We start from the raw sequence: 21,658 nt of genomic DNA on the forward strand, positions 1-21,658 counted from the left end.
ATACGCTTTATTTCTCAGTCTTGAGCTTTCTGGACAGTTATTATGACTATGGATCAATTATTCGAGATTTGTTGGACAGATTTTCATTCAGCCCATCCGCTGCCGCATCGCCTCAAACAGCAAAATCGTTGCCGCCATCGCAGCATTAAGGGACTCGGCTTGGCCCTGCATGGGAATCGTAATTGCGTCATCTACAAGCTGTGCTGTCGTGTCAGAGATGCCTTTGCCTTCGTTTCCAATGACAAGCCATACAGGCTGTGTAAAATCATAGCTGTAGCACGAATATTCTGCTTGCAGCGAGGTGCTGACCAGCCTCACACCGGAGGACTTCGCTTCAGGCAGCAGCGCCCCCAACTCTCCCTCTACAATAGGCAAATGGAACAATGAACCCATCGTCGAACGAATCGTTTTGGGGTTATATACATCCGCACAGCCAGCACCAAGCACGACACCTGCCGCTCCGGCGGCATCCGCACTGCGAATAATGGTACCCACGTTGCCCGGGTCCTGAACCCCGTCCAAAACAACAACAAGACCTGAACGCTCCGCAATCAGACTCTGCAGCGGCTCTGTGCTTTTCCGCACAATCGCAAATACCGGCTGAGGTGTCATCGTATCCGTACATTTAGCGATAACCGCAGGAGACACACTAATCCACTCTACTCGTTTCAACGGATTTTCCAAGCCAACGAGCTCCACCGGCACCCCCTGCTCTCCATCGTATACGATGCACTCCAGATCAGCTCCGGCGCGCAGCGCTTCCTGTACAAGATGAATGCCCTCGATAATATATTTATGCTGACGGGTCCGATGCTTTTTCTCCAGCAGCTGGGCCCATTCTTTTACACGTGTATTTTGCGGTGATACAATATCCATCGTTCCATCCTTCCCGAATTCCCATTTCATTTCGGATAAGCCAGCTCCAGCTTGGTGAGATGATCCTTGTGCCCTACAATAACCAGCACATCTCCATCTACAATCCGATCCTCGGCATATGGAGAGATGTTCATCGATCCCCCACTCTTGATCGCCATGACGTTACAGCCAAATCGTGCCCGGATGTTCAGCTCCAGCAGGTTTTTGCCAATCATCTGCTCCGATGCCTTCATTTCCAGAATGCTGTAATCCTCGGATAACTCAATATAATCCAGAATGTTCGGGGATGTCAGGTGATGCGCTACACGCAGCCCCATATCCCGTTCCGGGTAGATTACCTTGTCCGCACCAATCTTCTGCAGCACCTTGCCATGCAGCTCATTCTGAGCTTTTACAATCAGCACCGGTACACCCATGTCCTTCAAAATCAGCGTTGTCAGAATGCTGGCCTGAATATCCTCGCCAATCGCAACAACAACTACATCGAAATTGCGAATGCCCAGCGCACGCAGCGCTTCTTCATCCGTTGAGTCTGCCGATACCGCATGAGTCACCACATTAGACATTTCCTGCGTCCGCTGCTCGTTCGCATCAATCGCCAGCACGTCAAATCCCATACCGCTCAGTGCATTAGCCACACTGGACCCGAACCGTCCCATGCCAATTACAGCATATTGTTTCTTTGCCATCAGGGTCTTTAACCTCCCGCTGCATTACGGCATGACGCACCTCTTCCGGTACGATGCCAACGTAAATAATCCTTCGTAGTATACCACAAAGGCGGAGAAACTTGAATGCGCTCACCCTCCACAGGGAACAGTAATACAGCAGCCGAATAATACGAGGAGGGAAATGCGATGCCCATTACATTAAGCCTGCGTGAAGCGATTGTTCATAAGGTTCATGACAAAAGTGATGACCAACTACGAGAGATGATCGAAGGTTCAGTGGACGGACCTGAAGCAGCACTGCCCGGACTTGGCGCCATTTTCGAAATGATCTGGAAGAACACCGAACCTGCCAAGCAGGAGGAACTGATTCAGATCGCGCAGGAGCATCTGCACACCATTCCCGTTCAGCCGCTTCGCTAACCGAAGCACTGGCGGACGAAGGGAAACCATCAAACCGTTTGTTCTGTCTGCGAAAAAAACTCTCCCTGATCGGCAGTTTCATACCTGCCTTGAAGGTAAGGGTAAAGCAACAATCCCTCCACCAAACCGGCGGAGGGATTGAATTATTTAAGCCTGTATGCGTTATTCATACGTCGCACAGACAATCTATTTTCCAATTAAGGCGCAGTTTCGAGGAACTTCGCGGTCGGATTTTTGTCGATAGCCGTTCTCATCGCATATTCGTTCTCGAACAGAACGACGTAGTTTCCTTTTTTATCCTTAACCAGCGCGGAGTTAATCCGGAATTTGCTCGGGTCCAGATTCTCATCTACAATCCAGCGGGCAAACTGATACGGCATCCGCTGCAGCTGCACATCTACCCCGTATTCACCCTTCATCCGGTATTCAAATACCTCGAACTGGAGCTGACCCACTACGCCCAGAATGGTCTCATCAAAGCTCACCGTGTTAAATACCTGGATCGTGCCTTCCTCTGTCAGCTGGTCAATCCCTTTTTGATATTGTTTGTGCTTCAACGCATTTTTAACCGTGACTTTGGCAAAAATCTCTGGCGAGAACGTTGGCAGCTCGTCAAATACCACTTCACTGCCTTGGCTCAAGGAATCTCCAATTCGGAAAATCCCCGGGTCAAACAGACCGATAATGTCGCCTGCATACGCCTCTTCGACAATATCCCGATCCTGTGCCAGAAACTGTTGCGGCTGGGACAGCTTGATTTCTTTGCCCACACGATTATGCTTCACGCTCATGCCGCGCTCGAACTTGCCGGATACAATGCGCAGGAACGCAATACGGTCGCGGTGTGCCGGGTTCATATTTGCTTGAATTTTGAATACATATCCGCTGAATTTCTCATTGGTCGGTTCAATTTCACCTGCTGTACTACTGCGCGGCTCTGGCTTGGGAGCCAGCTCCAGAAAGTTCTCCAGGAACGTCTGCACACCAAAATTGTTAATCGCACTGCCGAAGAAAATCGGCGTCAGTTCACCACGCTGTACCTTTTCCATATCAAACGGATCACCTGCGACATCCAGAAGCTCAAGCTCCTGACACAGCTGCTCATGCAGGTATTCACCCGCCATCTCACGGATAATCGGATCTTTGTAGCTTTCAACCTTCTGCACTTTAATAGTGGAGTGATCGTCACCCTGGAACAGCTCCACCTGATTTTTCATCCGGTCGTATACGCCGCACAGATCGCGTCCTGTTCCGATCGGCCAGTTCATTGGCACAGAGCGGATACCCAGTACGTTCTCCAGCTCCTCCATCAGATCAAACGGGCTTTGTCCTTCACGATCCAGCTTGTTAATAAACGTAAAGATTGGAATGCCGCGCTTCGCACACACCTGGAACAATTTAATCGTCTGTGCCTCGACACCCTTTGCCACGTCAATCAGCATGACCGCGCTGTCGGCAGCCGTCAGCGTACGATACGTATCTTCACTGAAGTCCTGGTGACCTGGTGTATCCAAAATGTTAATCCGATGATCGAGGTAGTCGAACTGCATCACAGAGGATGTGACCGAGATCCCCCGCTGTTTCTCAATTTCCATCCAGTCACTTGTCGCGTGTTTGCTGGCTTTCCGAGCCTTTACTGTTCCCGCAAGACGAATCGCGCCCCCGAACAACAGCAGCTTTTCCGTTAAAGTCGTTTTACCCGCATCCGGGTGAGAGATAATGGCAAACGTCCGGCGTTTGTCCACTTCCTGTTGCAGAATGTTGTTTGCAGCTTTGCTCATAGCGTCTATCCCTTTCGTCCGTTCATTCACGTTAATCCGGCATATGCCGGTCCATTATTGCAAGTAGCCAAACCTTGGTAAACTTATGCCACCCGGCGAAGCCGGTTGTCTATTCATTCACATGTCGTCCTCATAATTGGAAGTACACGATAAATTCATTTTACACATTTACAATGGAGTTCATCCTTTCAGATTGGGCGCTTCCATTCCTGTTTCTTCACTCGTTCTCAATTCAACTCTCCTATTGTACCATAATCTGTGCCGAAAATAACCGATTACCTTCCCCAACTTCTACACTTTTCTTCGCAAAAAAAGAACCCTTCTGCCATACTGCTGGCATCCGGGTCCTCTCATTCCTTGCAGATTATTCGATTTTAGAAAATCAGTGCATCCAGCGCATATTGCCCGCCGCCTGTCAGAGCAAGGGCTACGCCCAGTACGAGAATCGCCAGATTGTATTCGAATCCGTTCTGTGTAGACCAGTAGCCGTTAGCACCATGCACTTTCACAATAGCGATCACCATAGTCAGTGCAATCAGAATGCCGCCTACCGGTGTGAGCAGACCCAGCGCCAGCAGCAAGCCGCCACCAAATTCCGCAAGTCCTGCGAGCAGAGCAAGCAGTGCGCCCGGCTTCATGCCGATCGATTCAAACCAGCCGCCAGTCCCTTTAATACCGTAACCTCCGAACCATCCAAACAGCTTTTGTGCCCCATGGGCCATAAACGACAAACCAATCACCAAACGAATTAACAACAACCCTAGATCCAACATCATCTTCTTTTTCCTCCATTCGATAATTACAAAATAGTATTCTTAGATTAAAGATATTATGCCAAATTTTTTTCATGATTTGGTCGTGCCGCAAACCCCTTCAGCTGGTTTACCTTTTATCTCATGAATGCTCCCCTGACTCGGAATATTGTATTTTTGTGTGGCCCGAATGCAGCAGGTCATTTGCGTAACTCTTTAACTCATGTGTTGAGTATAAGTTACATACTTACTTTTTGTCAACTACTTAATTTTAATTATTTATTTCCTTATGATGGAGCTGCCTCTCTGCGCCTCTTTCCCCTTTGATCTCAACCGAAAAAAAAGCCCGAAAACACCGCATCTTTCTTGCGATCTTCCGGGCTTGAATAACCATCTCTTTGACACTAACCTGTACTGATTTGATTCCAGTTGCTTTCCCTCAAGCTGCTGAACTCTGTTTAATCACATATACATCCTTATCTTCACATGCTCATGACCTTAACCATTTACATGCCAAATGACACTGTCCTCATCCTGTCCGTTCACCGGCCACCAATGGAAACCATCCTGCTCCAGCAACTTGCCTGTCGCCTCTGGTCCCCAAGTGCCTGCCGGATACGTGTGCAGCTCGCCCTGATTCCGCCCCCACGCAGCAGCGATGCGATCCACGAAAGACCAGGCCGTCGCCACTTCATCCCAGCGGGTGAAATACGTGGAATCGCCTTCTGCTGCATCGTGCAGCAGGCGCTCATAAGCCTCGGGCGAGTTGATTCCGATCATGCAGCTCTGGCAGAAGTCCATTGCCAGCGGCTGAATCTCGGAATCCGAGCCCGGTTTCTTGGCATTGATTTTGATATAAATGCCCTCCATCGGATTCACCCGAATGACCAGCAGATTCGGCTCCAGCTTATATTTTTTACCGAGATATACGTTATTCGGCATTGATTTGAACTCAACGACAATCTCCGTCGTTTTTACCGGCAGGCGTTTGCCTGTCCGAATATAGAACGGCACACCTGCCCAGCGGAAATTGTCTACAAATACACGCGCAGCAAAGTACGTTTCTGTATTGGACTCCGGATCAACCTTGTCCTCCTGGCGATACCCCGGAAGCTGTTTCCCACGGTACTCTCCTTCTGTATACTGAGCTCGCACCACATTGTTTCGTACATCTTCATCTGACGTAAACTCCCGCAGGGAACGAAGCACCTTCACCTTCTCATCGCGGATATCCTCCGGGAACAGACGGCTTGGCGGCTCCATCGCAATCATCGTCAGCATCTGCAGCATATGGTTCTGTCCCATATCGCGGAGAGCACCAGAATGGTCATAATAACCGCCACGCTCTTCCACACCTACCGTCTCACCCAGCGTAATCTGCACGTTAGCAATATGTTTGTTATTCCACAGCGGCTCAAAGAACGCATTGCCGAAGCGAATGACCTCGATGTTCTGCACCATTTCCTTGCCCAGGTAATGGTCAATCCGGTAGATTTCCTCTTCCTTGAACACTTCGCGAATCTGCTCGTTCAGCTTCTCCGCTGATGGCAGATCGTATCCAAACGGCTTCTCAATCACCAGACGATTCCATCCTCTGCCCTCCAGCATTCCGCCATCTCTCAAGCTGTACGACACACTACCGAACAGCTCAGGAGCCAGCGCCAGATAGAACAAGCGGTTGCCTGGTGTTTTGAATTTGGCTTCCAGCTGCTCCGTCTGCTCCCGCAGCTCACGAAACCCGTCTACGTTGTTAATATCGAGTGATTTGTATTCAAAATGCTCGGCAAAAGCATTCCATTCCTCAGGCTCTTCTGCCGGATAACGGCAGAACTCCTGAATGGATTCAAGAAGATCGTCCCGAAACTGCTCCTGTGACCTCGGACGTCGGGCTACGCCAATGACCGCAAAATCCTCGGCAAGCTTGCCCTCACGGTATAAACTATAGATGGCCGGAAACAGCTTCCGGCGGGCCAGATCGCCCGTCGCTCCAAAAATGAAAAACACTGCACCTGGTGTCTGCACTTCATTTTGCATCTGTTTATTATCCATAGGCTCCTCTTTCTTCCGGGAGGACTCTTCTTAGTCTGCTTCCCGAGCTATGTAATAGTGTTCATCTGCTCTGCTTCTGACAGGCATCTGACATCGACCATCCAGTTTCTTCCTGGATGTGATGCCATTTTAGCATATCACCTCGCCGGATGCACTATACTTCATTACCTTCACTATTCAATATTCAATCGTGATGAGTGGAAAACCTACCGTAACTCGAGCAGCCTGCTGCCCACTCACTTGATGCACCGCAAGCTGCATATTTAATCGATGTGTACCGCTTTGAATTTCCAGAGGCAAGTCAGCCGCCTGATAGGAAATGCTTGCTGTTGCTTCATCCTCATACCGCTCCACAGCCCTCATCTTCATTGTACGGGAAAGCTTGGCTTCCATCACTGCGAGTTGTGCGGTCGTCTTGTTCATGCCTGTCACGAACACATCCATTGCATTCGTTTTATTTATTTCATCTGTTGCATTAGTTGTGTCCATTGTGTTCTTTGTATCCTTTAAATGAGCTTCATTCACCATACCCTGCACCGACATATTCCAGCTCGCCTTCATGCCCAGCTTCTCCATCACTTCTGCCATCTGCCCATGCCATGTTAACAATGCATCACGGTCCAGCTTCCTTCCTTCAGACAGCTGCACAATAATGTAGTAGCCTTCATCATCCGTATTCACTGCGTTGAGCAGCACCCGGGTGCTTTGCCCGGATGTTTCAGCTCCGACTGTACCCTCACTGCGATACACCTGATGTCCGTTTTGCCACATCTGTACTGGTGCCGCGAGTCCGAGCTCCAGAGCCAGCTTCATCGCATGCTCCTGAGCGTTCCCCTTCCCCCCAGCCTGCCACTTGATCACCAAGCGATCCGTACGATCGATCATCGAATCTGCTGTATGCAGCAATTTCTCCAGAGCCGCTGTTTCGGATAAAGGCTTTGCTGCCGTCATATTTTCCGCATATACCTGTGCATGTGTAACACTGATTAAAATAATAATTGCCACTGCAATAATGCCTGTCGTCATCCAACGATTCAACAATTGAATTCCCCCTGTTTCTTTCTTCCCATTCTATGAATCTATCAACCAGCATACCCTCTTTCAGACGGGATTATACAGCCTGAGCGAGGACTTCCCCTTTGTCCTTCACTCCTAGCATCTTATTTTCCATGGCAAAACAAAAAAAGCCCCTCTGCCACGTAAAGGCAGACTGAGCTTCCTGTTATAATCAAGCTTCATGATCATCTTGCTTTTGCATATTCCAACATTCCCGATACGGATGAATCTCCTACCATTTCACATACTGCGTTTTACTCGGCTAAACCATTTTTGTACGCATAGATTGCTGCCTGTGTCCGGTCGTCTACTCCAAGCTTGGCAAGCAAATTGGTTACATGAAACTTCACCGTTTTGATGCCGATAATCAGTTCATCCGCAATATCCTGATTGGACTTGCCTTGAGCGAGCAGGCGCAGAACATCCATCTCCCGATCGGTAAGCTCCTCGTGCAAAGGCGCAGCCGCTTGTGGCTGTCTAAACCGATTCATCATTTTGGATGCTACCTGTGACTCCAGCACGGACTGACCGCGGGCAGCTGCACGAATGGCGTCAGCAACTTCATTGGCTCTGGACGTTTTCAGCAAATAACTGAAAGCTCCGGCTTCAATGACCGGATACATCTTTTCATCATCCAGATAACTGGTCAACACAATAACCTTGCATTCCGGGTTGATCTTGAGCACCTGACGTGTAGCTTCGATACCATCCATGCCTTCCATGACAAGGTCCATCAGCACTACGTCAGGCTTATACTCCTGTGCAAGCCGAATGCCTTCCTCTCCACTTCCTGCTTCACCGATGACCTCGATGCCATCCTCGGTATCAAGCACAGCAGCAAGACCGATACGCACCATCTCATGATCATCCACGAGCAATACTCTGATCGACGATTCCGTCTCCGTTTCGACTTCCGGTTCCATTGACATCTTCTACCTCGCTTTCATCGTTCATCACAGGGATCGTGATCTCAATTCGTGTTCCTTTGCCAGGAGCCGTCACAAACTGGATAGCCCCACCAATCTCTGTCACCCGTTCCCGCATATTTGCCAAGCCATATGAAGCCTGCTTCTGCTCATCCAGATCAAAGCCCTGCCCGTCATCCCGAATCAACACACGAACCGCATCCATTCTGCGCTGCAGACGAATTTCCATTTTTTCAGCCTTCGCATGGCGCAGTGTATTCGACATGGCTTCCTGAATGATTCGGAACAGATGGTTCTCGATTCCTTTAACCAGGTGGATATCTTCGTCCATCTCCAGCACAATCTCCATCGGCACTTTGGTTTTCAGCTCCATTACGAGATCACGCAGACCCTGTTCCAGATGTTTCCCCTCCAGATAAACCGGACGCAGATGCAGCAGCAATGCTCTCATCTCGGATTGGGCAACCGAAGCCATCTCTTCAATCAAAGCGACCTGACGCTGTGCCCTTTCAAAATCCTTCTCCATCTTCCGGCCTACCGCCGTTGCTGTCATCGAAATTGCAAATAACTGCTGTGACACCGCATCATGCAGCTCACGTGCGAGCCGCTGGCGCTCTTCTACAATGGCTGTAATTCTGGCCTGTTCTGCCAGCTGCGCATTGTTGGTGGACAACCTTTGAAGGGAGGATACCTGATCCTCCCACTTTTTGCCGATCCGGCCAAGCTGCTCACTTAGCCGCCCCACATCATCCTCACCGAGATCGGGCACGGTACGGGATAGTGATCCCTTTTCCCATTGCAGCAAGGTTTCCGTTAACAATTCAAGCCTGCGTTTGACCCTGTAGCTCTGATAAAATCCGAAAATGGCACCAATGCCAATCAGCAGCAACAGCAATGCGAGCCCGGATTGAATCAGATGACTCCAGCCTTTAAACGGAGCCAGATATCCATATGTATACAATACATATAAAACAACAGCAAGCACAATGAAAACAAGGAGGACCCCTTCGCGCATACTTCGGGTAACCATGTCAGTATGTTTTCTGTTCTTCAATCGGGATTCCTCCTTTTCTTCATTTATTCTATTTACTACGGATTACGAATGTTTAAGTCGCCAACAATATAAGAAATAACGAATTTTACTTTATGTTCACTGGATTCGTACCCAGGGGTTCTCCATACTAATTTGTTCATCATACCGCTGTCCTGCTCGTCAAGCAGATTGATTCTGCCAAACAGCACTGACGCTTCAATCTCGACACCATAATCCTCAGGCAGAGTCAATCGTACATTCCCCATAACACCCTGCAGCAGCACAATGGTCTGCTTCTCCTCCGGAATCGAGAGAGAAAGATCGGCATTAACTTCGCCAATAGCGTGCCACAGACTCATGCTTCGCAGCCTCCAGGAGGATTGATCCCAGTAGTAACGTGCCATGAAATTCTGTTTTTTCCATACATAATCATGAAAATGAATCTTTTTATTTTTCGAATAAAAATACGCTAATGAGGCAAGTACAATCAAAAAAACAATCATCAAGTTATCCAGCAGCAGCAGGGCTGCACCTATTCCTAAATAACGATAACCTTTATGGGTATCCCCTTTGCGAATTTGAAGCATACCCACTGTTAACAGGATCAGTGCAGCAGCGGTCAGCAAATTCATATGCCGATTAAACAGCATCAGCATACCCACTATAATAATAATAATCGCAAGCCACTGGCTTTTTCTGTTCATGCTGCCGCACCTCCTCTGCAAGTCATTTTTCTTGTTTCGTCGGAAAAGCCATAGCAGGCAATCAAGTCCTGTATGGCTTAACTTTTGTTCTACGATTCGTAAAGTACACACGATCTATAGAATATCATATTGTCCATCATGCGAACAGTTATTCTTTAGCAGAATTGCTCGATTCATTTTTGGCGGCATTACCCATTTTGTTTTTCAAAGCCTGCAATTGCTGATCTACTTTGAATTGCTTTTCCACATCAACCGGATTGGTATACGTAGAACCTGTGTTGCGGTATGGTGCACGTGCTACATCGGCTTCAGCCTCAAGCTGCATGATTTTCTCTTCCATACGGTGGAATCCGAGGGATGCACTTCCGCTTTCAATGGAATGTAGGCTGTTGATTGAAGACATTTGCTTTTTGGCTTTGGCCATCTGAGCACGGGATACAAGCTCATTGCGTTTGTTACGCATTTTGTAGAACTCGTCTTTCATATCGTGCAGCTGTTGCAGCAAATCTTTCGCTTGTGCTTCGGATTGAGCATGCAGTTCACGGTATTCCGTAATTTTTTGATCAAAATAGATTTTCTCTTCCAGCAATTTACGAGCTACTTCTTCCTGACCATTAGCCAAGGCAGCTTCCGCTTGCGATTCACGTTGTACGGAAGTACGTTCCGCTTCATCCAGACGTTGTTTCATGCGACGCTCATTCGCCATTTGTTTGGCTACAGTAACCTCAGCCTCATGAATTTCGGCCTCCATGTCACGCAGGTACTGATTCAACATTACAATCGGATCTTCTACCTTATCCAACATATCATTTACAGATGCCTTCGTCATATCCTTAATCCGTTTAAATACTCCCATTTTACTTTTCTCCCTTCTCATAACGAGATAGTTTTTGGCGAAGCTCTTCCACTTCTTTTTTCAGTGCCTTTTTCTCAATATCTTTCATCATGGAGTCCAGTTCACTTTCGTTCTGGCTTCCTGTTCCATACATGTTGTTGTTGTCATAAGAACGCGAGCCTGCTTGCGGTCTGTTGTTATATCCTGGGCCTGGGCCAAAGCCGGGACCTGGTTGATTGTGACTGTTGTGATAAGGGTCTCTTGGAGGCTGCTGGTCGTAACCGCCATAACCTCTGCCTGGACCGGGTCCAGATCCCGGACCGTAACCATATGGATCATATGGAGGGAACGGTTCTTTCGGTACCACAAGAGCGGCGATGAAGTAAATTAACAACGTTGTGCCTCCGGTGGCGAAAATACTGATAACAAAGATGATCCGCAGCAGTGTAGAATCCATTCCAATATTTTCAGATATGCCACCGATCAGACCAGTCATCATTCGGTCACGCGTTGAGCGGTATAATTTGCTCATTTGCTTTCTCCTTTCGTTTACTTGTAACCTCTGCCGCGATCTGGATTGATAACATACGGATCAGCGTAGTGGGGTTCTCTTGGTACAATCAGTGCAGCAATGAAGTAGATGAATAGTGATGTACCACCCGTTGCGAAGATACTGATGAAGAAAATGATCCGTAGCAGCGTGGTACTTAATCCCAGATTTTCAGATATGCCGCCGATCAAACCTGTCAGCATACGATTTCGCGTTGAGCGGTATAATTTATTCATGGTGACTACTCCTTTTTATCGTTATTGAGCTTTTGCTTCAAACGCTCCAATTCTTTGTCCAGCATAGAGGATGACATGCCTCCCGATAATCCCGAACCTTCTTGGCTCATGCGCCGGATGTCCCGGAGACTCTGTGCCTCGTATTCAAGATCAGAGACCTGATCATCCAACTGGTTAAACATACGAGGTACGTTTTGACCATTGTAATTTCCACGTTGATTCATTCGCTGCTGCAGCTGGATGGTTTGCATCCGGGCGTAATAATATTGGCGTTTACTGTATACATTCTGATACTCTGCCTTCAACTGGTGAATCTGATCATCAAGCTCCTGCAGTGCGGCAGCACTTTGTGTGTACAGCTCATTGTATTGATCCATCTTCTCCTCATGCAGAATCTTCTCCTGCAAAGCCAGCTTGGCGAGATGTTCCTCTCCAGCCTTCAAGGCCATGGATGCTTGTTCTTCCCGTTTGTTCACCATTGCTGCGGCCTGATCAGCCTGCTGTTTCATTTGTCTTGTATGACTTGCATACTGGTGACGAAGCTTCTCAGCTTCTCCAATGTCTTGGCGGGTCGAGACCAGAAATTGATCAATCAATTTAACCGGGTCCTGACTTTGTTCCAGATGTTCGTTCAGAGTAGCTACGGTAATATCCCGCATTCGACGAAATACACTCATTAGGTTCTGTCCTCCTTTTCCTTAGTCGTGGAACTTTAGTAACGGCGATAGTTGTTACGATTGTTACCCAGCATCGAGATACCCCAGACGATTAATGCAATGGCGATAATCGGTCCGATGAGCCAGGAGAGTTTCCCCACCAGCGAGAGAATACCGATGACAAGCACGATCCAGCCGAAGACTGCGTTACCTTGCTTGACTCCGTAATATCCCAGTGCAATCATCAGGATCGGAATCAGATAACCCATCAGGTGTCCAAGCAGCGGGGTCAATTTTCCGAATAAAAGCAATGCTCCCAGCACGATTAACACGATTGCCCAGCCATTTCCTTTGTTCATTCTCATAATTGTTCTTCACCACCCTTTCCGTTTTGCTAATGATTTGTTTTAAGATTTGTTCATTTAGCTCATTTGCTTTGTTGTTTGTTTCCGTGTTTCTTGTTCAACCTTATGTCTTTATTCTAGGGGATTCTGTTATTTTTCAAAACAGACCGTGGACGGTTTTTGATCCTAGACTCAGGTCGGGGTTCCTCTTGGACCTTGGACTGTCCTTTTAGAATTACTTTTTTATCCAAATAAACAAAATTTAAGTTGTTCTAATTGAGAGCGTTTACTAAAATAAAGATAAACCTACTATTTACGCCAAGGAGTGGACTTGTGGGAAAATTAAGTTATCTTCATAAAATGATTATTTTCGGCCTGCTGTTAAGCACCGTACCCATTCTTTTGACGGGAATTTCCGCTATAGTGTACTCTTCCAGCCAGAATGAGCTGCACCGCACAGAAGCAAACAAGCAGCTGCTTGAACAAATACAATCCAATGTAGAACACAAGCTGGCTACAGTCAGCTATATGCTGGATCAGGCTGTCCGCTCTCCAATCACACGCCGTTCCCTTACTGATCCTGCTTTGCAGCAACGAAGAAACCCGTTACAGGCAGCCGAGCTCCAAACCGAGTTTCAGCATATGAGGTCCTGGGAGCCGATGCTGGACATTATGCTGGTTAATCAGTCCCAGAACTGGCTTATTGATCATGCGGGCTTGTATGCGAATACTCGCTTTCCATTATCTCTGCCGATGAAAGATCTCATTACAAATACGTTAACCTCGGGATGGCAGCTTGCACCATCATCTATTTTCAGTCATGAGAACAGCAGCGAGAATACCCCTTCCGAGACAAGCTGTAACTATCATATTGCTCTTGCAAGAACAGTTCCTGATGTCGCTCACTCATCCAATGCAGCTCTAGTGGCTGGAATTCCAGCTTGTTACATGCAAAACCCATTGGGTCAATCTGTTGCAAGTGAGTCATCTGCCTCCGGTCTCATCATTATTAACCGGGATCAGCGGATCATTGCTCACCCGAATGCCGCGTATATCGGACAACCTTTATCCGCTTTGGGACTGAAGGATGGAAATAAAGGCACATCGATTGAAACCTTGGTACCTGTGACTTATTCGGATGCTTTTGCGAAACGTGAAGTGCGTTTTGCCGATACGGACTATTCATTGATTTATACTCCCTCAACGTTAAAGGGATGGACGTATATTCTCATCTCTCCCGAGAACACGTCAACCAAGGATTATATCCAAATCGGTTTTCACACGCTTTATATCAGCCTAGCTATGCTTTTACTTTCGCTGCTGCTCGCTTGGGTTGGCTCCAGGCACATGCTCGTTCCGATCAAACGTATTCTTGCTCTATTGGGTGATCACATGAGCGTTAAGGGGAGCGGGCATACCGTCTCGCTGAACCAGAATGTAGTGAGTCAGCCTGATGAGCTTGAACAGATTCGGCTGGGTGTCACACGTTTATCCGATGCGCGTTCCCGGTTGGAATGCACATTAAATCAGCATCAGGGCCAGATACGCACATATTATATGCTTCAATGGTTTCAAGGCCGGACTTGCCCTAATACCATGCATGAGACATTACGCGAACAGGGCTATGTCACACAGCTTTCAACATGGCAACATATTGCCGTTATTGCACTGCAGCCCGAACTGTTGAATCATGAAAGATATACGATGGAAGATCGTTCCCTGCTTTTATTCGCGCTTCAGAACATTTTGGAGGAAAGCATTAGACCGGATCAACAGTTGCTCCCCATTGTTATGGAGCAGAACGTTGTAACGGTGGTGGGCACAAACGAGGAAGATAAGACGGTGTTCTCAAAGCAGCTTTTGCTACGAACAGAGCAGCTGCAGCTGCAGATCCATGAGGTGCTTGACTTGAAGGTAAGTATCGGCTTGAGCCAGCCACATCTATTCATGGATCATATCCCTCAAGCCTATAACGAAGCTATGGATGCCTTGAAGCATCGAATGCGGCTTGGCGCTGGTATTATTGTTCAATACGGGCAATTTGATCTGATTTCCACAGCATGGGCTATGACTTACCCTGAGGCGCTGGAGTATTCCCTGCTTCAATCTATTCAACAAGCAGAAGAGACTGCAGCTGCTGCACAATTGACTGAAATGATGCAGACGGTATTTTCGCTTGAATGCACCCCGGAAGAGTATCAGGCTGCTCTAATGAGGCTGTTGACAAGAGTCCTGCAAGTGGCTCAAGAATCGGGAGTAAGACTCTCACAGATCAGTCCAGGCTCTCGTTCCCTTTTTCAGGAGCTGCATAACTTACAGTACGCCGCAGAGATCGAGCAATGGTTCTATCGAGAGGTGATTCTGCCCGTTATGGATATTTTCAGAGAAAGACAGTATGCACAATATCAGAACATTTCCGAAAAGATGATTGCCATGATCCAGCAAGATTATGATAAAGATTTAACCCTCGAGGAATGTGCTGAACGTCTCCATTACAACGCCAATTATCTAAGCAGTGTTTTTCGTAAAGAAACCGGTGCCTCCTTTAGCGAGTACCTAACCAGATATCGGCTAAATATCGCCAAAAGATGGCTGGATGAGAGTGAATGGACGGTAAAAGAAATCGCAGAGCGGCTCCGGTACACGAATCCACAGAACTTCATCCGCTCCTTTCGCAAGTGGGTGGGTATGACTCCCGGAAGATACCGGGAGCGCAAACAGCATCCAGAACGGGCCGTTAAAGGTTAACAGTGATCCAATATGGAGTGACTAGTATACAGGGAAAAGGAAAAGATCTCATCAGAGCCAATATTACCGACAGCCTGCTGTTCATTCTCTGTAGACCACACCGCTTCTTCATCCAGGTCTACACGTCTATCTTTTGACAGCAGGCACGGTTTTCATATGTGCTTGTTCCAGATGAATAAGCATTTTTCCAAACCTTGCTCCACGTGAGAACGGGACTACGCCTGCTTGATATGTTTCACGAATATATTTCTCAGCTTTACTTACAGCTGCTGCATCAAATGGCATATCATACGTGTGCAGCCATTCTGGCAGCTTTTCAATTAATTCTTCCACTGTAATCTCAAAATCATTTATTTCTCTCGTAACAATCATTGTATATGAATAGCCTTTAAGGTAAAGCAGCTGCTGAAGGTATGCCATATCTCCTGCGTTATATAGAACCTCCATGCCAAGCACCGTTCTTAGCTCATCCATAAGCGTATGCTCCTTGGTACCCGCCATCATGCTAACATAGACATATTTCCGGGCACAGCTTATGGCTTGCTCAATCGTTTCCCAATCCGACATCGCCGGGCACATCGATGCAAAGACGATATCGTATTGTTTCTCCCAGCCTTTTTCCTGAATAGATATCTCTTCGAATCGATCCGATACGATCGTAATGTTATTTTGCAGCTCAGCAGGGATCGTTTCCTTCATTAACGAGACAAGCAAGGCAGAAGGCTCAACTGCAGTGACTACAGCACCCTTTTCTGCAAATGGAATCGTGAAAATACCAGAGGCCGCACCTACGTCAAGGACCGATGCTCCTTCAAACGTTACCCCCTGATTTTCAATCCATCCCATAATGCGTGCTGCACGTTTCTGACCTTCATCGGTGAACGATTGGGCGTGATAATTACGAGCCCAACGCTCAAAAACTTCCTCTGTATCAAAGGGGGCGCTTTTTTTCTGATACCTTGAACTTCTGGGACGTGTCTTCCAGGCTTTTTCCCACACACCGAGGTCAAACAAAATCTCTGTATTTGCTGTTAATGGCTGAATCGTCAGCTTCTACACATCCTTTCAATTTAAAGACTTAATATATCTACAATATATCGAATAGAACTAAACGTCAACTTTCCATGTTACTGCTGATCAAACGCGAAAGTAACCCCAGTCAATTTTTCTGATACTTCCCATAGCCTGTGTGATACATTCGCATCATAAAGCCTGTTGATGATTGGGTCAATTGTCGGATATCCTTTTCTCCCTCCACGCCCATCTGGACCGATATACTCTCCGCCTTTTATGTTTGGAGAAGCTGCACTGTACAACGTTGGCAATGCTCCCATATGTGCTGGTTGCGTTCCAAGATATGTAAGCAGACGCATGAAAGGATTGGCACGCTTGCCCGAACCAAATGACATCAGATTGGTGTTAGAAAACCCAGGGTGGCAGGCTACACTAACTGTGCTCAGACCTTGCTCTGCCAGCTTGTTATTGAGTTCTCTTGCAAAGAGCATATTCGCCAGTTTACTTTGCACATAGAACTTCCAGCTGTTATATCCTTTCGCTCCATCCAGATTATCAAAATCAATTCTTCCGTTATGAGCAGCGATGCTACTCAACGTTACAATACGGGAAGCGGGAGTTGAAAGCAGCCTGGGTAAAAGTAAACCGGTCAGTGCATAATGTCCCAGATGATTGCTTCCAAATTGAGACTCAAAGCCATCCTGTGTCAGACGATATGGTGTATTCATGATGCCAGCGTTGTTGATCAGAATATCAAGAGAGGTGTACCGCTGCATAAATGTTGCAGCAAATGCTCTGACACTCTCCAGATCGGCAAGATCCAGTTGCATCAATTCCGCCTGCACTCCAAGCTGAATAGCTTTAATTTTGGCGAGAGCCGCCTGACCCTTTTCCATATTCCGAACAGCCAAGACCAATGTTGCATTCTTCTCAGCCATCGCGATGGCTGCCTCTAATCCAATTCCGCTATTTGCTCCAGTAATGACCACGGTTTTGCCAGAACAATCCGGCATGTTGCCCTTCGTCCAGACGCTACTCATTCCTCTTGCCCCCTATAGTATAAAAGATTGACGTATTCACATGAATCAAGTATAAAAGTTTATATGTGTCCAGTACACACGGAGAGCCCCAAAAGGGGCTCTTTAATGAAGTTCAGCATGGGACTTGAGGAATTTTTTTTTTTTTCAATCTTCCATGTCCTGGTTTGAAGTTTAGACCTGCTAGCTTGAGCGAAATATCTGTGGGCCACGCGGTACAAGCCCTTGGGAATCAGACTCCAACGTAATCGCAACTGAATCAAAGCTCCATTCATGGTTGCCCACAGGGACTGAAAGCACAGCAAGCCCTATCTGATTTTCAACTTTCAACTTACCGGCACTTTGCTGCTCCTGATCCTTGTTCAGCCATACTTGATAAACCTGATTCTGTTCTGTCTGTGGAGGATTGAAGAGATATACGACAAACTGCTGATTCTTTCCACTACCTACAATGCAAGCCAAACCATAACTGCTCTCTGAATCAAGTGATTCAAGCTTCATCACCTTTTGAATCTCGGACACTGGCAAATCAAACGAATTTTGTAATGTTACGGGCTGCTCGGCACGCTCTCGATACAAAAATATATTCCCAAGCAAACTGGCCCCCAGCACAATGAGTAAAGAAGCTGCCGCGACCCTTACCTTCCATCTCGCAAAACGCTTGTTGCTTCCATTGCTAAGTCCATGAGTCGGCAGAGAGGACTTCTCCTGCTGCACTTGTCCCCACGCCGCTTCCATAACCTGTTGCTTTAGGTCGGCTGGCAGCTCTACTTGCTCCATCTGCATTGGAATCGCCTCCCAGCCTATCCGTAATTGTTCAAGTTCAAGCTTACATGACTCACAATCCGCAAGATGCCTTTCAAACACAATACCTTCTTCCGAGAAGGGATCTGATAGATACTCCAGCATATATGAACAGACCATACTTGACGCCATTACCACCCGTCCCCTCCCGCAAGCAGATGCTTACGCAGTATTTTCAGTGTCTGGTGCAGCCGGCTTTTAACTGTGCCCAAGGGCTCCTGGTAGTGCGCAGCTAACTCACTCAAGCTGTATCCTTGCCAATAAAAATGCTCCAGCAATTCAAGCTGCTGCTGTGACAGAAATGCACGCATTCCTTGGATTTGCTCCTTCAGCAATTGTTTTTCAACTTGATTTTCTACCGATAACTCAGTATGTTCTGCAACACTTTCCAGCTTCTTCACCGTATCATAAGACACCACTTTGCTCGACTGACTGCGTTGTTTACGCAGCCAATCGATCGTCAAATTACGCGTAATCGTAAGTATCCAATTTCTGAACTGGCCCTTATCGGGGTCAAACTCTGCCTCTGTCGTCCATATCCTGACAAATACAGACTGTACCACCTCTCTTGCCCCTTCCTCCTGATGAAGAGACCTGCAGGAAAAAGAGTAAACCAGAGCAGCATAACGATCATATAACTCGGATAGTGCTTCTTGCTTTTTTTGTTTAATCAGTAAAATGAGCTGATAATCGGAATACTCCTGCATTAAAAAGTCTCCCCTCCCCCTGTCAGAACACCGTAATTTCGTGTTACTTGGAAAGGACTTTAATTACTGCTTTCATACTCGGATGGGCTCCACAGTAGTAATTAATATCGCCCGCTTTTTTAAACGTAATGACTGATTTCTTTCCCTCAGCGAGCATACCTGTATCAAATGAACCATCTTCCGCAACAGCAGAATGCTCAACCTGATCCTTATTCACAAACTCCACACGATCACCGACCTTGATTTTCAGTTCTGCAGTTTGAAACATAAAGTTGGAGATTTCAATGACATAGGTTTTACTCTGCCCTTGCTTGGCATCTGCAACTTTCTTCTTATCTTTAGAAGATTTAGAGCTTTCGCTTTTTTTCTTGGAAGGTTTCACAGTCTTTTTACCTGTTGTATCTGATTTCGGAGAGGCATGATCCTTGTGAGCCTCCATCTGGTTCGAAGACATATGCACCATTGATGCTGAAGCATCTGCTGCTGCCAACTGCGGCAAACCTAGGCAGACTCCCAATACCATAACCATCGATACAACCTTTACTCGTTTGTTCATTTTTACTTCCTCCTAATAATAATATTAATATTGCACTGCATACATACAAACATAAGAAACGAAGGAAACCTGAATTCGGTTTGATGTTCTATGTATTTTAGAAAAAAACAAAAAGAGATTCTCAGATTATATCTGAGAATCTCTTTATCAATACCGGCGAGAGGACTCGAACCTCCACGGTTTCCCACTCGATTTTGAGTCGAGCGCGTCTGCCATTCCGCCACGCCGGCTTATTTAATTGTAGCATATCCGGTAAATATGCTGGAGGCGCCACCCAGATTCGAACTGGGGATAAAGCTTTTGCAGAGCTGTGCCTTACCACTTGGCTATGGCGCCTTATTATGGAGCGGACGACGGGAATCGAACCCGCGACCCTCGCCTTGGCAAGGCGATGCTCTACCGCTGAGCCACGTCCGCATAATGGCTGGGGATATAGGATTTGAACCTATGCATGACGGAGTCAAAGTCCGTTGCCTTACCGCTTGGCTAATCCCCATTAGATAACAAAGGGGCGATCGAGGGGAATTGAACCCCCGAATGCCGGATCCACAAACCGGTGCGTTAACCACTTCGCCACGATCGCCATATAGAAAACATTCATTAAGATTTAATTGGCAGGGGCAGCAGGAATTGAACCCACACCAACGGTTTTGGAGACCGTTGTTCTACCTTTAAACTATGCCCCTATAAAACTGGTGGAGGATGATGGATTCGAACCACCGAACCCGTAAGGGAGCAGATTTACAGTCTGATGCGTTTGGCCACTTCGCTAATCCTCCAGGATTAAATGGTGCCGGCGAGAGGACTTGAACCCCCAACCTACTGATTACAAGTCAGTTGCTCTACCAGTTGAGCTACACCGGCATATTAAATTTTCTGTAAAGGTGGCTCGGGACGGAATCGAACCGCCGACACGAGGATTTTCAGTCCTCTGCTCTACCGACTGAGCTACCGAGCCATAATAAAGTCTAAGCTAGAGTCGCTACACTTTATCCAGGGCATCAGTGCCATCCAGCAGATGTAGTGAACAACTTCCCTCATGTAAAGCTTAAATGGCGGAACCGACGGGATTCGAACCCGCGATCTCCTGCGTGACAGGCAGGCATGTTAGGCCAACTACACCACGGTTCCATATTACTTTCGATTAAGAAAGTTACTATTGCGGGGGCAGGATTTGAACCTGCGGCCTTCGGGTTATGAGCCCGACGAGCTACCGGGCTGCTCCACCCCGCGTCGTTATTAAAGTTATATGGTGGAGGCTGAGGGGATCGAACCCCCGACCCTCTGCTTGTAAGGCAGATGCTCTCCCAGCTGAGCTAAGCCTCCGAATCAACACATTTAAGATCTTATCACACATTAGATGTCTAAGTCAACATTTTTTTCTTTGGGGTTCTCACCCCTTCTTGTAGCAACAGGTATTGCTATGACCCGTAGGGGATACTATCACTTCGTTAGAGACTGCGAAGCAGTTGCTAACGATGTTGATCCTCCGACGAACCTTTGGGATTCTCACCCACTCTTTAGTTATTAAAATAACTATGACCCGTAGGGGATTCGAACCCCTGTTACCTCCGTGAAAGGGAGGTGTCTTAACCCCTTGACCAACGGGCCTTGCTAAAGAATTATGGCGGAGAGAGAGGGATTCGAACCCTCGAGACGCTTGTGACGCCTACACGATTTCCAATCGTGCTCCTTCGGCCAGCTCGGACACCTCTCCATGGCTCCCCGAACAGGACTCGAACCTGTGACAACTCGATTAACAGTCGAGTGCTCTACCAACTGAGCTATCAGGGAATATGCATTCAGAGTGTTGTTCTCTGAAAACTAGATTCGAAACGAAACGCTCGCAAATTAGACTTGCATATTTGGATAAGCCCTCGACCGATTAGTACTGGTCAGCTCC

General features: G+C 47.3%; 21 protein-coding genes and 15 tRNA genes. 2 read left to right on the top strand and 34 right to left on the bottom strand.

Annotated features, from left to right (window positions below):
• Positions 1-87: 87 nt before the first annotated feature.
• Both IEW26_RS19165 and IEW26_RS19170 read right to left on the bottom strand, forming a co-directional pair.
• On the bottom strand, positions 88-876 hold the full coding sequence (locus IEW26_RS19165; protein ID WP_188593489.1) for a TrmH family RNA methyltransferase: 789 nt from the start codon (positions 874-876) through the stop codon (positions 88-90).
• 26 nt (positions 877-902) lie between these two features.
• Entirely contained in the window at positions 903-1,565 is a 663-nt protein-coding gene (locus tag IEW26_RS19170) for a potassium channel family protein (protein ID WP_145406545.1), read from the bottom strand.
• Between the two features lie 168 nt (positions 1,566-1,733).
• On the opposite strand from IEW26_RS19170, the gene sspI reads away from it, so the two are divergent.
• Complete coding sequence (sspI, locus tag IEW26_RS19175; RefSeq protein ID WP_036673259.1) at positions 1,734-1,967, top strand: small acid-soluble spore protein SspI; 234 nt, start codon at positions 1,734-1,736, stop codon at positions 1,965-1,967.
• 197 nt (positions 1,968-2,164) lie between these two features.
• Here the strand turns inward: sspI and IEW26_RS19180 are convergent, their stop codons facing one another.
• The 12 genes from IEW26_RS19180 to IEW26_RS19235 form a co-directional block, all read right to left on the bottom strand.
• Positions 2,165-3,748, bottom strand: coding sequence for a peptide chain release factor 3 (locus IEW26_RS19180; RefSeq protein ID WP_188593490.1), 1,584 nt, complete (start codon positions 3,746-3,748; stop codon positions 2,165-2,167).
• A 374-nt stretch (positions 3,749-4,122) separates the two neighbouring features.
• On the bottom strand, positions 4,123-4,521 hold the full coding sequence (locus IEW26_RS19185) for a DoxX family protein (RefSeq protein WP_111273203.1): 399 nt from the start codon (positions 4,519-4,521) through the stop codon (positions 4,123-4,125).
• A gap of 477 nt (positions 4,522-4,998) precedes the next feature.
• Positions 4,999-6,549, bottom strand: coding sequence for a glucose-6-phosphate dehydrogenase (gene zwf / locus IEW26_RS19190; RefSeq protein ID WP_188593491.1), 1,551 nt, complete (start codon positions 6,547-6,549; stop codon positions 4,999-5,001).
• Positions 6,550-6,726: 177 nt separating this feature from the next.
• Positions 6,727-7,590, bottom strand: a complete 864-nt coding sequence (locus IEW26_RS19195) for a YwmB family TATA-box binding protein (RefSeq protein ID WP_188593492.1) — start codon at positions 7,588-7,590, stop codon at positions 6,727-6,729.
• Between the two features lie 269 nt (positions 7,591-7,859).
• The gene (locus IEW26_RS19200) at positions 7,860-8,528 is read right to left on the bottom strand and encodes a response regulator (protein WP_111273191.1); all 669 of its coding nucleotides are present in this window, start codon (positions 8,526-8,528) and stop codon (positions 7,860-7,862) included.
• Positions 8,470-9,585, bottom strand: coding sequence for a sensor histidine kinase (locus tag IEW26_RS19205; RefSeq protein WP_111273192.1), 1,116 nt, complete (start codon positions 9,583-9,585; stop codon positions 8,470-8,472). The genes IEW26_RS19200 and IEW26_RS19205 overlap by 59 nt, the downstream gene beginning before the upstream one ends.
• 35 nt (positions 9,586-9,620) lie before the next feature.
• The gene (gene liaF / locus IEW26_RS19210; RefSeq protein WP_188593493.1) at positions 9,621-10,268 is read right to left on the bottom strand and encodes a cell wall-active antibiotics response protein LiaF; all 648 of its coding nucleotides are present in this window, start codon (positions 10,266-10,268) and stop codon (positions 9,621-9,623) included.
• 148 nt (positions 10,269-10,416) lie between these two features.
• Positions 10,417-11,124, bottom strand: a complete 708-nt coding sequence (locus IEW26_RS19215; protein WP_111273194.1) for a PspA/IM30 family protein — start codon at positions 11,122-11,124, stop codon at positions 10,417-10,419.
• Between the two features lies 1 nt (position 11,125).
• The gene (locus IEW26_RS19220; RefSeq protein WP_188593494.1) at positions 11,126-11,635 is read right to left on the bottom strand and encodes a PspC domain-containing protein; all 510 of its coding nucleotides are present in this window, start codon (positions 11,633-11,635) and stop codon (positions 11,126-11,128) included.
• Positions 11,636-11,652: 17 nt separating this feature from the next.
• Positions 11,653-11,889: a PspC domain-containing protein gene (locus tag IEW26_RS19225; protein ID WP_145406553.1), complete on the bottom strand. Its 237-nt coding sequence runs from the start codon at positions 11,887-11,889 to the stop codon at positions 11,653-11,655.
• 5 nt (positions 11,890-11,894) lie between these two features.
• Positions 11,895-12,566, bottom strand: a complete 672-nt coding sequence (locus tag IEW26_RS19230; protein ID WP_111273197.1) for a PspA/IM30 family protein — start codon at positions 12,564-12,566, stop codon at positions 11,895-11,897.
• Between the two features lie 35 nt (positions 12,567-12,601).
• Positions 12,602-12,910, bottom strand: coding sequence for a LiaF transmembrane domain-containing protein (locus IEW26_RS19235; RefSeq protein ID WP_111273198.1), 309 nt, complete (start codon positions 12,908-12,910; stop codon positions 12,602-12,604).
• A gap of 312 nt (positions 12,911-13,222) precedes the next feature.
• Here IEW26_RS19235 and IEW26_RS19240 point away from each other — a divergent pair, with 312 nt between their 5' ends.
• The gene (locus IEW26_RS19240; RefSeq protein WP_188593495.1) at positions 13,223-15,637 is read left to right on the top strand and encodes a helix-turn-helix domain-containing protein; all 2,415 of its coding nucleotides are present in this window, start codon (positions 13,223-13,225) and stop codon (positions 15,635-15,637) included.
• A 126-nt stretch (positions 15,638-15,763) separates the two neighbouring features.
• Here the strand turns inward: IEW26_RS19240 and IEW26_RS19245 are convergent, their stop codons facing one another.
• The 20 genes from IEW26_RS19245 to IEW26_RS19340 form a co-directional block, all read right to left on the bottom strand.
• Positions 15,764-16,651, bottom strand: a complete 888-nt coding sequence (locus IEW26_RS19245; protein WP_229729929.1) for a class I SAM-dependent methyltransferase — start codon at positions 16,649-16,651, stop codon at positions 15,764-15,766.
• A gap of 113 nt (positions 16,652-16,764) precedes the next feature.
• Positions 16,765-17,691 carry an oxidoreductase gene (locus tag IEW26_RS19250; protein ID WP_188593497.1) on the bottom strand — a complete coding sequence of 309 codons (927 nt, stop codon included), beginning with the start codon at positions 17,689-17,691 and terminating at the stop codon, positions 16,765-16,767.
• A 180-nt stretch (positions 17,692-17,871) separates the two neighbouring features.
• Entirely contained in the window at positions 17,872-18,624 is a 753-nt protein-coding gene (locus IEW26_RS19255; RefSeq protein ID WP_188593498.1) for an anti-sigma factor, read from the bottom strand.
• Positions 18,624-19,199, bottom strand: coding sequence for an RNA polymerase sigma factor (locus tag IEW26_RS19260; RefSeq protein ID WP_188593499.1), 576 nt, complete (start codon positions 19,197-19,199; stop codon positions 18,624-18,626). Before IEW26_RS19260 ends, IEW26_RS19255 begins: the two co-directional genes overlap by 1 nt.
• 43 nt (positions 19,200-19,242) lie before the next feature.
• Positions 19,243-19,755 carry a cupredoxin domain-containing protein gene (locus IEW26_RS19265; RefSeq protein ID WP_188593500.1) on the bottom strand — a complete coding sequence of 171 codons (513 nt, stop codon included), beginning with the start codon at positions 19,753-19,755 and terminating at the stop codon, positions 19,243-19,245.
• A gap of 151 nt (positions 19,756-19,906) precedes the next feature.
• Positions 19,907-19,985, bottom strand: a tRNA-Leu gene (locus IEW26_RS19270).
• A gap of 32 nt (positions 19,986-20,017) precedes the next feature.
• A tRNA-Cys gene (locus IEW26_RS19275) sits at positions 20,018-20,091 on the bottom strand.
• A 6-nt stretch (positions 20,092-20,097) separates the two neighbouring features.
• A tRNA-Gly gene (locus IEW26_RS19280) sits at positions 20,098-20,172 on the bottom strand.
• A 4-nt stretch (positions 20,173-20,176) separates the two neighbouring features.
• Positions 20,177-20,251, bottom strand: a tRNA-Gln gene (locus tag IEW26_RS19285).
• Between the two features lie 14 nt (positions 20,252-20,265).
• Positions 20,266-20,338 (bottom strand) — tRNA-His (locus IEW26_RS19290).
• A 29-nt stretch (positions 20,339-20,367) separates the two neighbouring features.
• Positions 20,368-20,441, bottom strand: a tRNA-Trp gene (locus IEW26_RS19295).
• Positions 20,442-20,448: 7 nt separating this feature from the next.
• Positions 20,449-20,534, bottom strand: a tRNA-Tyr gene (locus tag IEW26_RS19300).
• A gap of 9 nt (positions 20,535-20,543) precedes the next feature.
• Positions 20,544-20,619: transfer RNA gene (locus tag IEW26_RS19305), tRNA-Thr, on the bottom strand.
• 21 nt (positions 20,620-20,640) lie between these two features.
• Positions 20,641-20,713 (bottom strand) — tRNA-Phe (locus IEW26_RS19310).
• Between the two features lie 95 nt (positions 20,714-20,808).
• Positions 20,809-20,886 (bottom strand) — tRNA-Asp (locus IEW26_RS19315).
• A gap of 28 nt (positions 20,887-20,914) precedes the next feature.
• Positions 20,915-20,988 (bottom strand) — tRNA-Met (locus tag IEW26_RS19320).
• Positions 20,989-21,005: 17 nt separating this feature from the next.
• Positions 21,006-21,081 (bottom strand) — tRNA-Val (locus IEW26_RS19325).
• 213 nt (positions 21,082-21,294) lie between these two features.
• Positions 21,295-21,366, bottom strand: a tRNA-Glu gene (locus IEW26_RS19330).
• 14 nt (positions 21,367-21,380) lie between these two features.
• A tRNA-Ser gene (locus tag IEW26_RS19335) sits at positions 21,381-21,472 on the bottom strand.
• A gap of 1 nt (position 21,473) precedes the next feature.
• Positions 21,474-21,549: transfer RNA gene (locus IEW26_RS19340), tRNA-Asn, on the bottom strand.
• Positions 21,550-21,658: the final 109 nt, after the last annotated feature.

The sequence above is a fragment of the Paenibacillus silvae genome, assembly GCF_014639235.1.
Taxonomy (GTDB): domain Bacteria; phylum Bacillota; class Bacilli; order Paenibacillales; family Paenibacillaceae; genus Paenibacillus; species Paenibacillus silvae.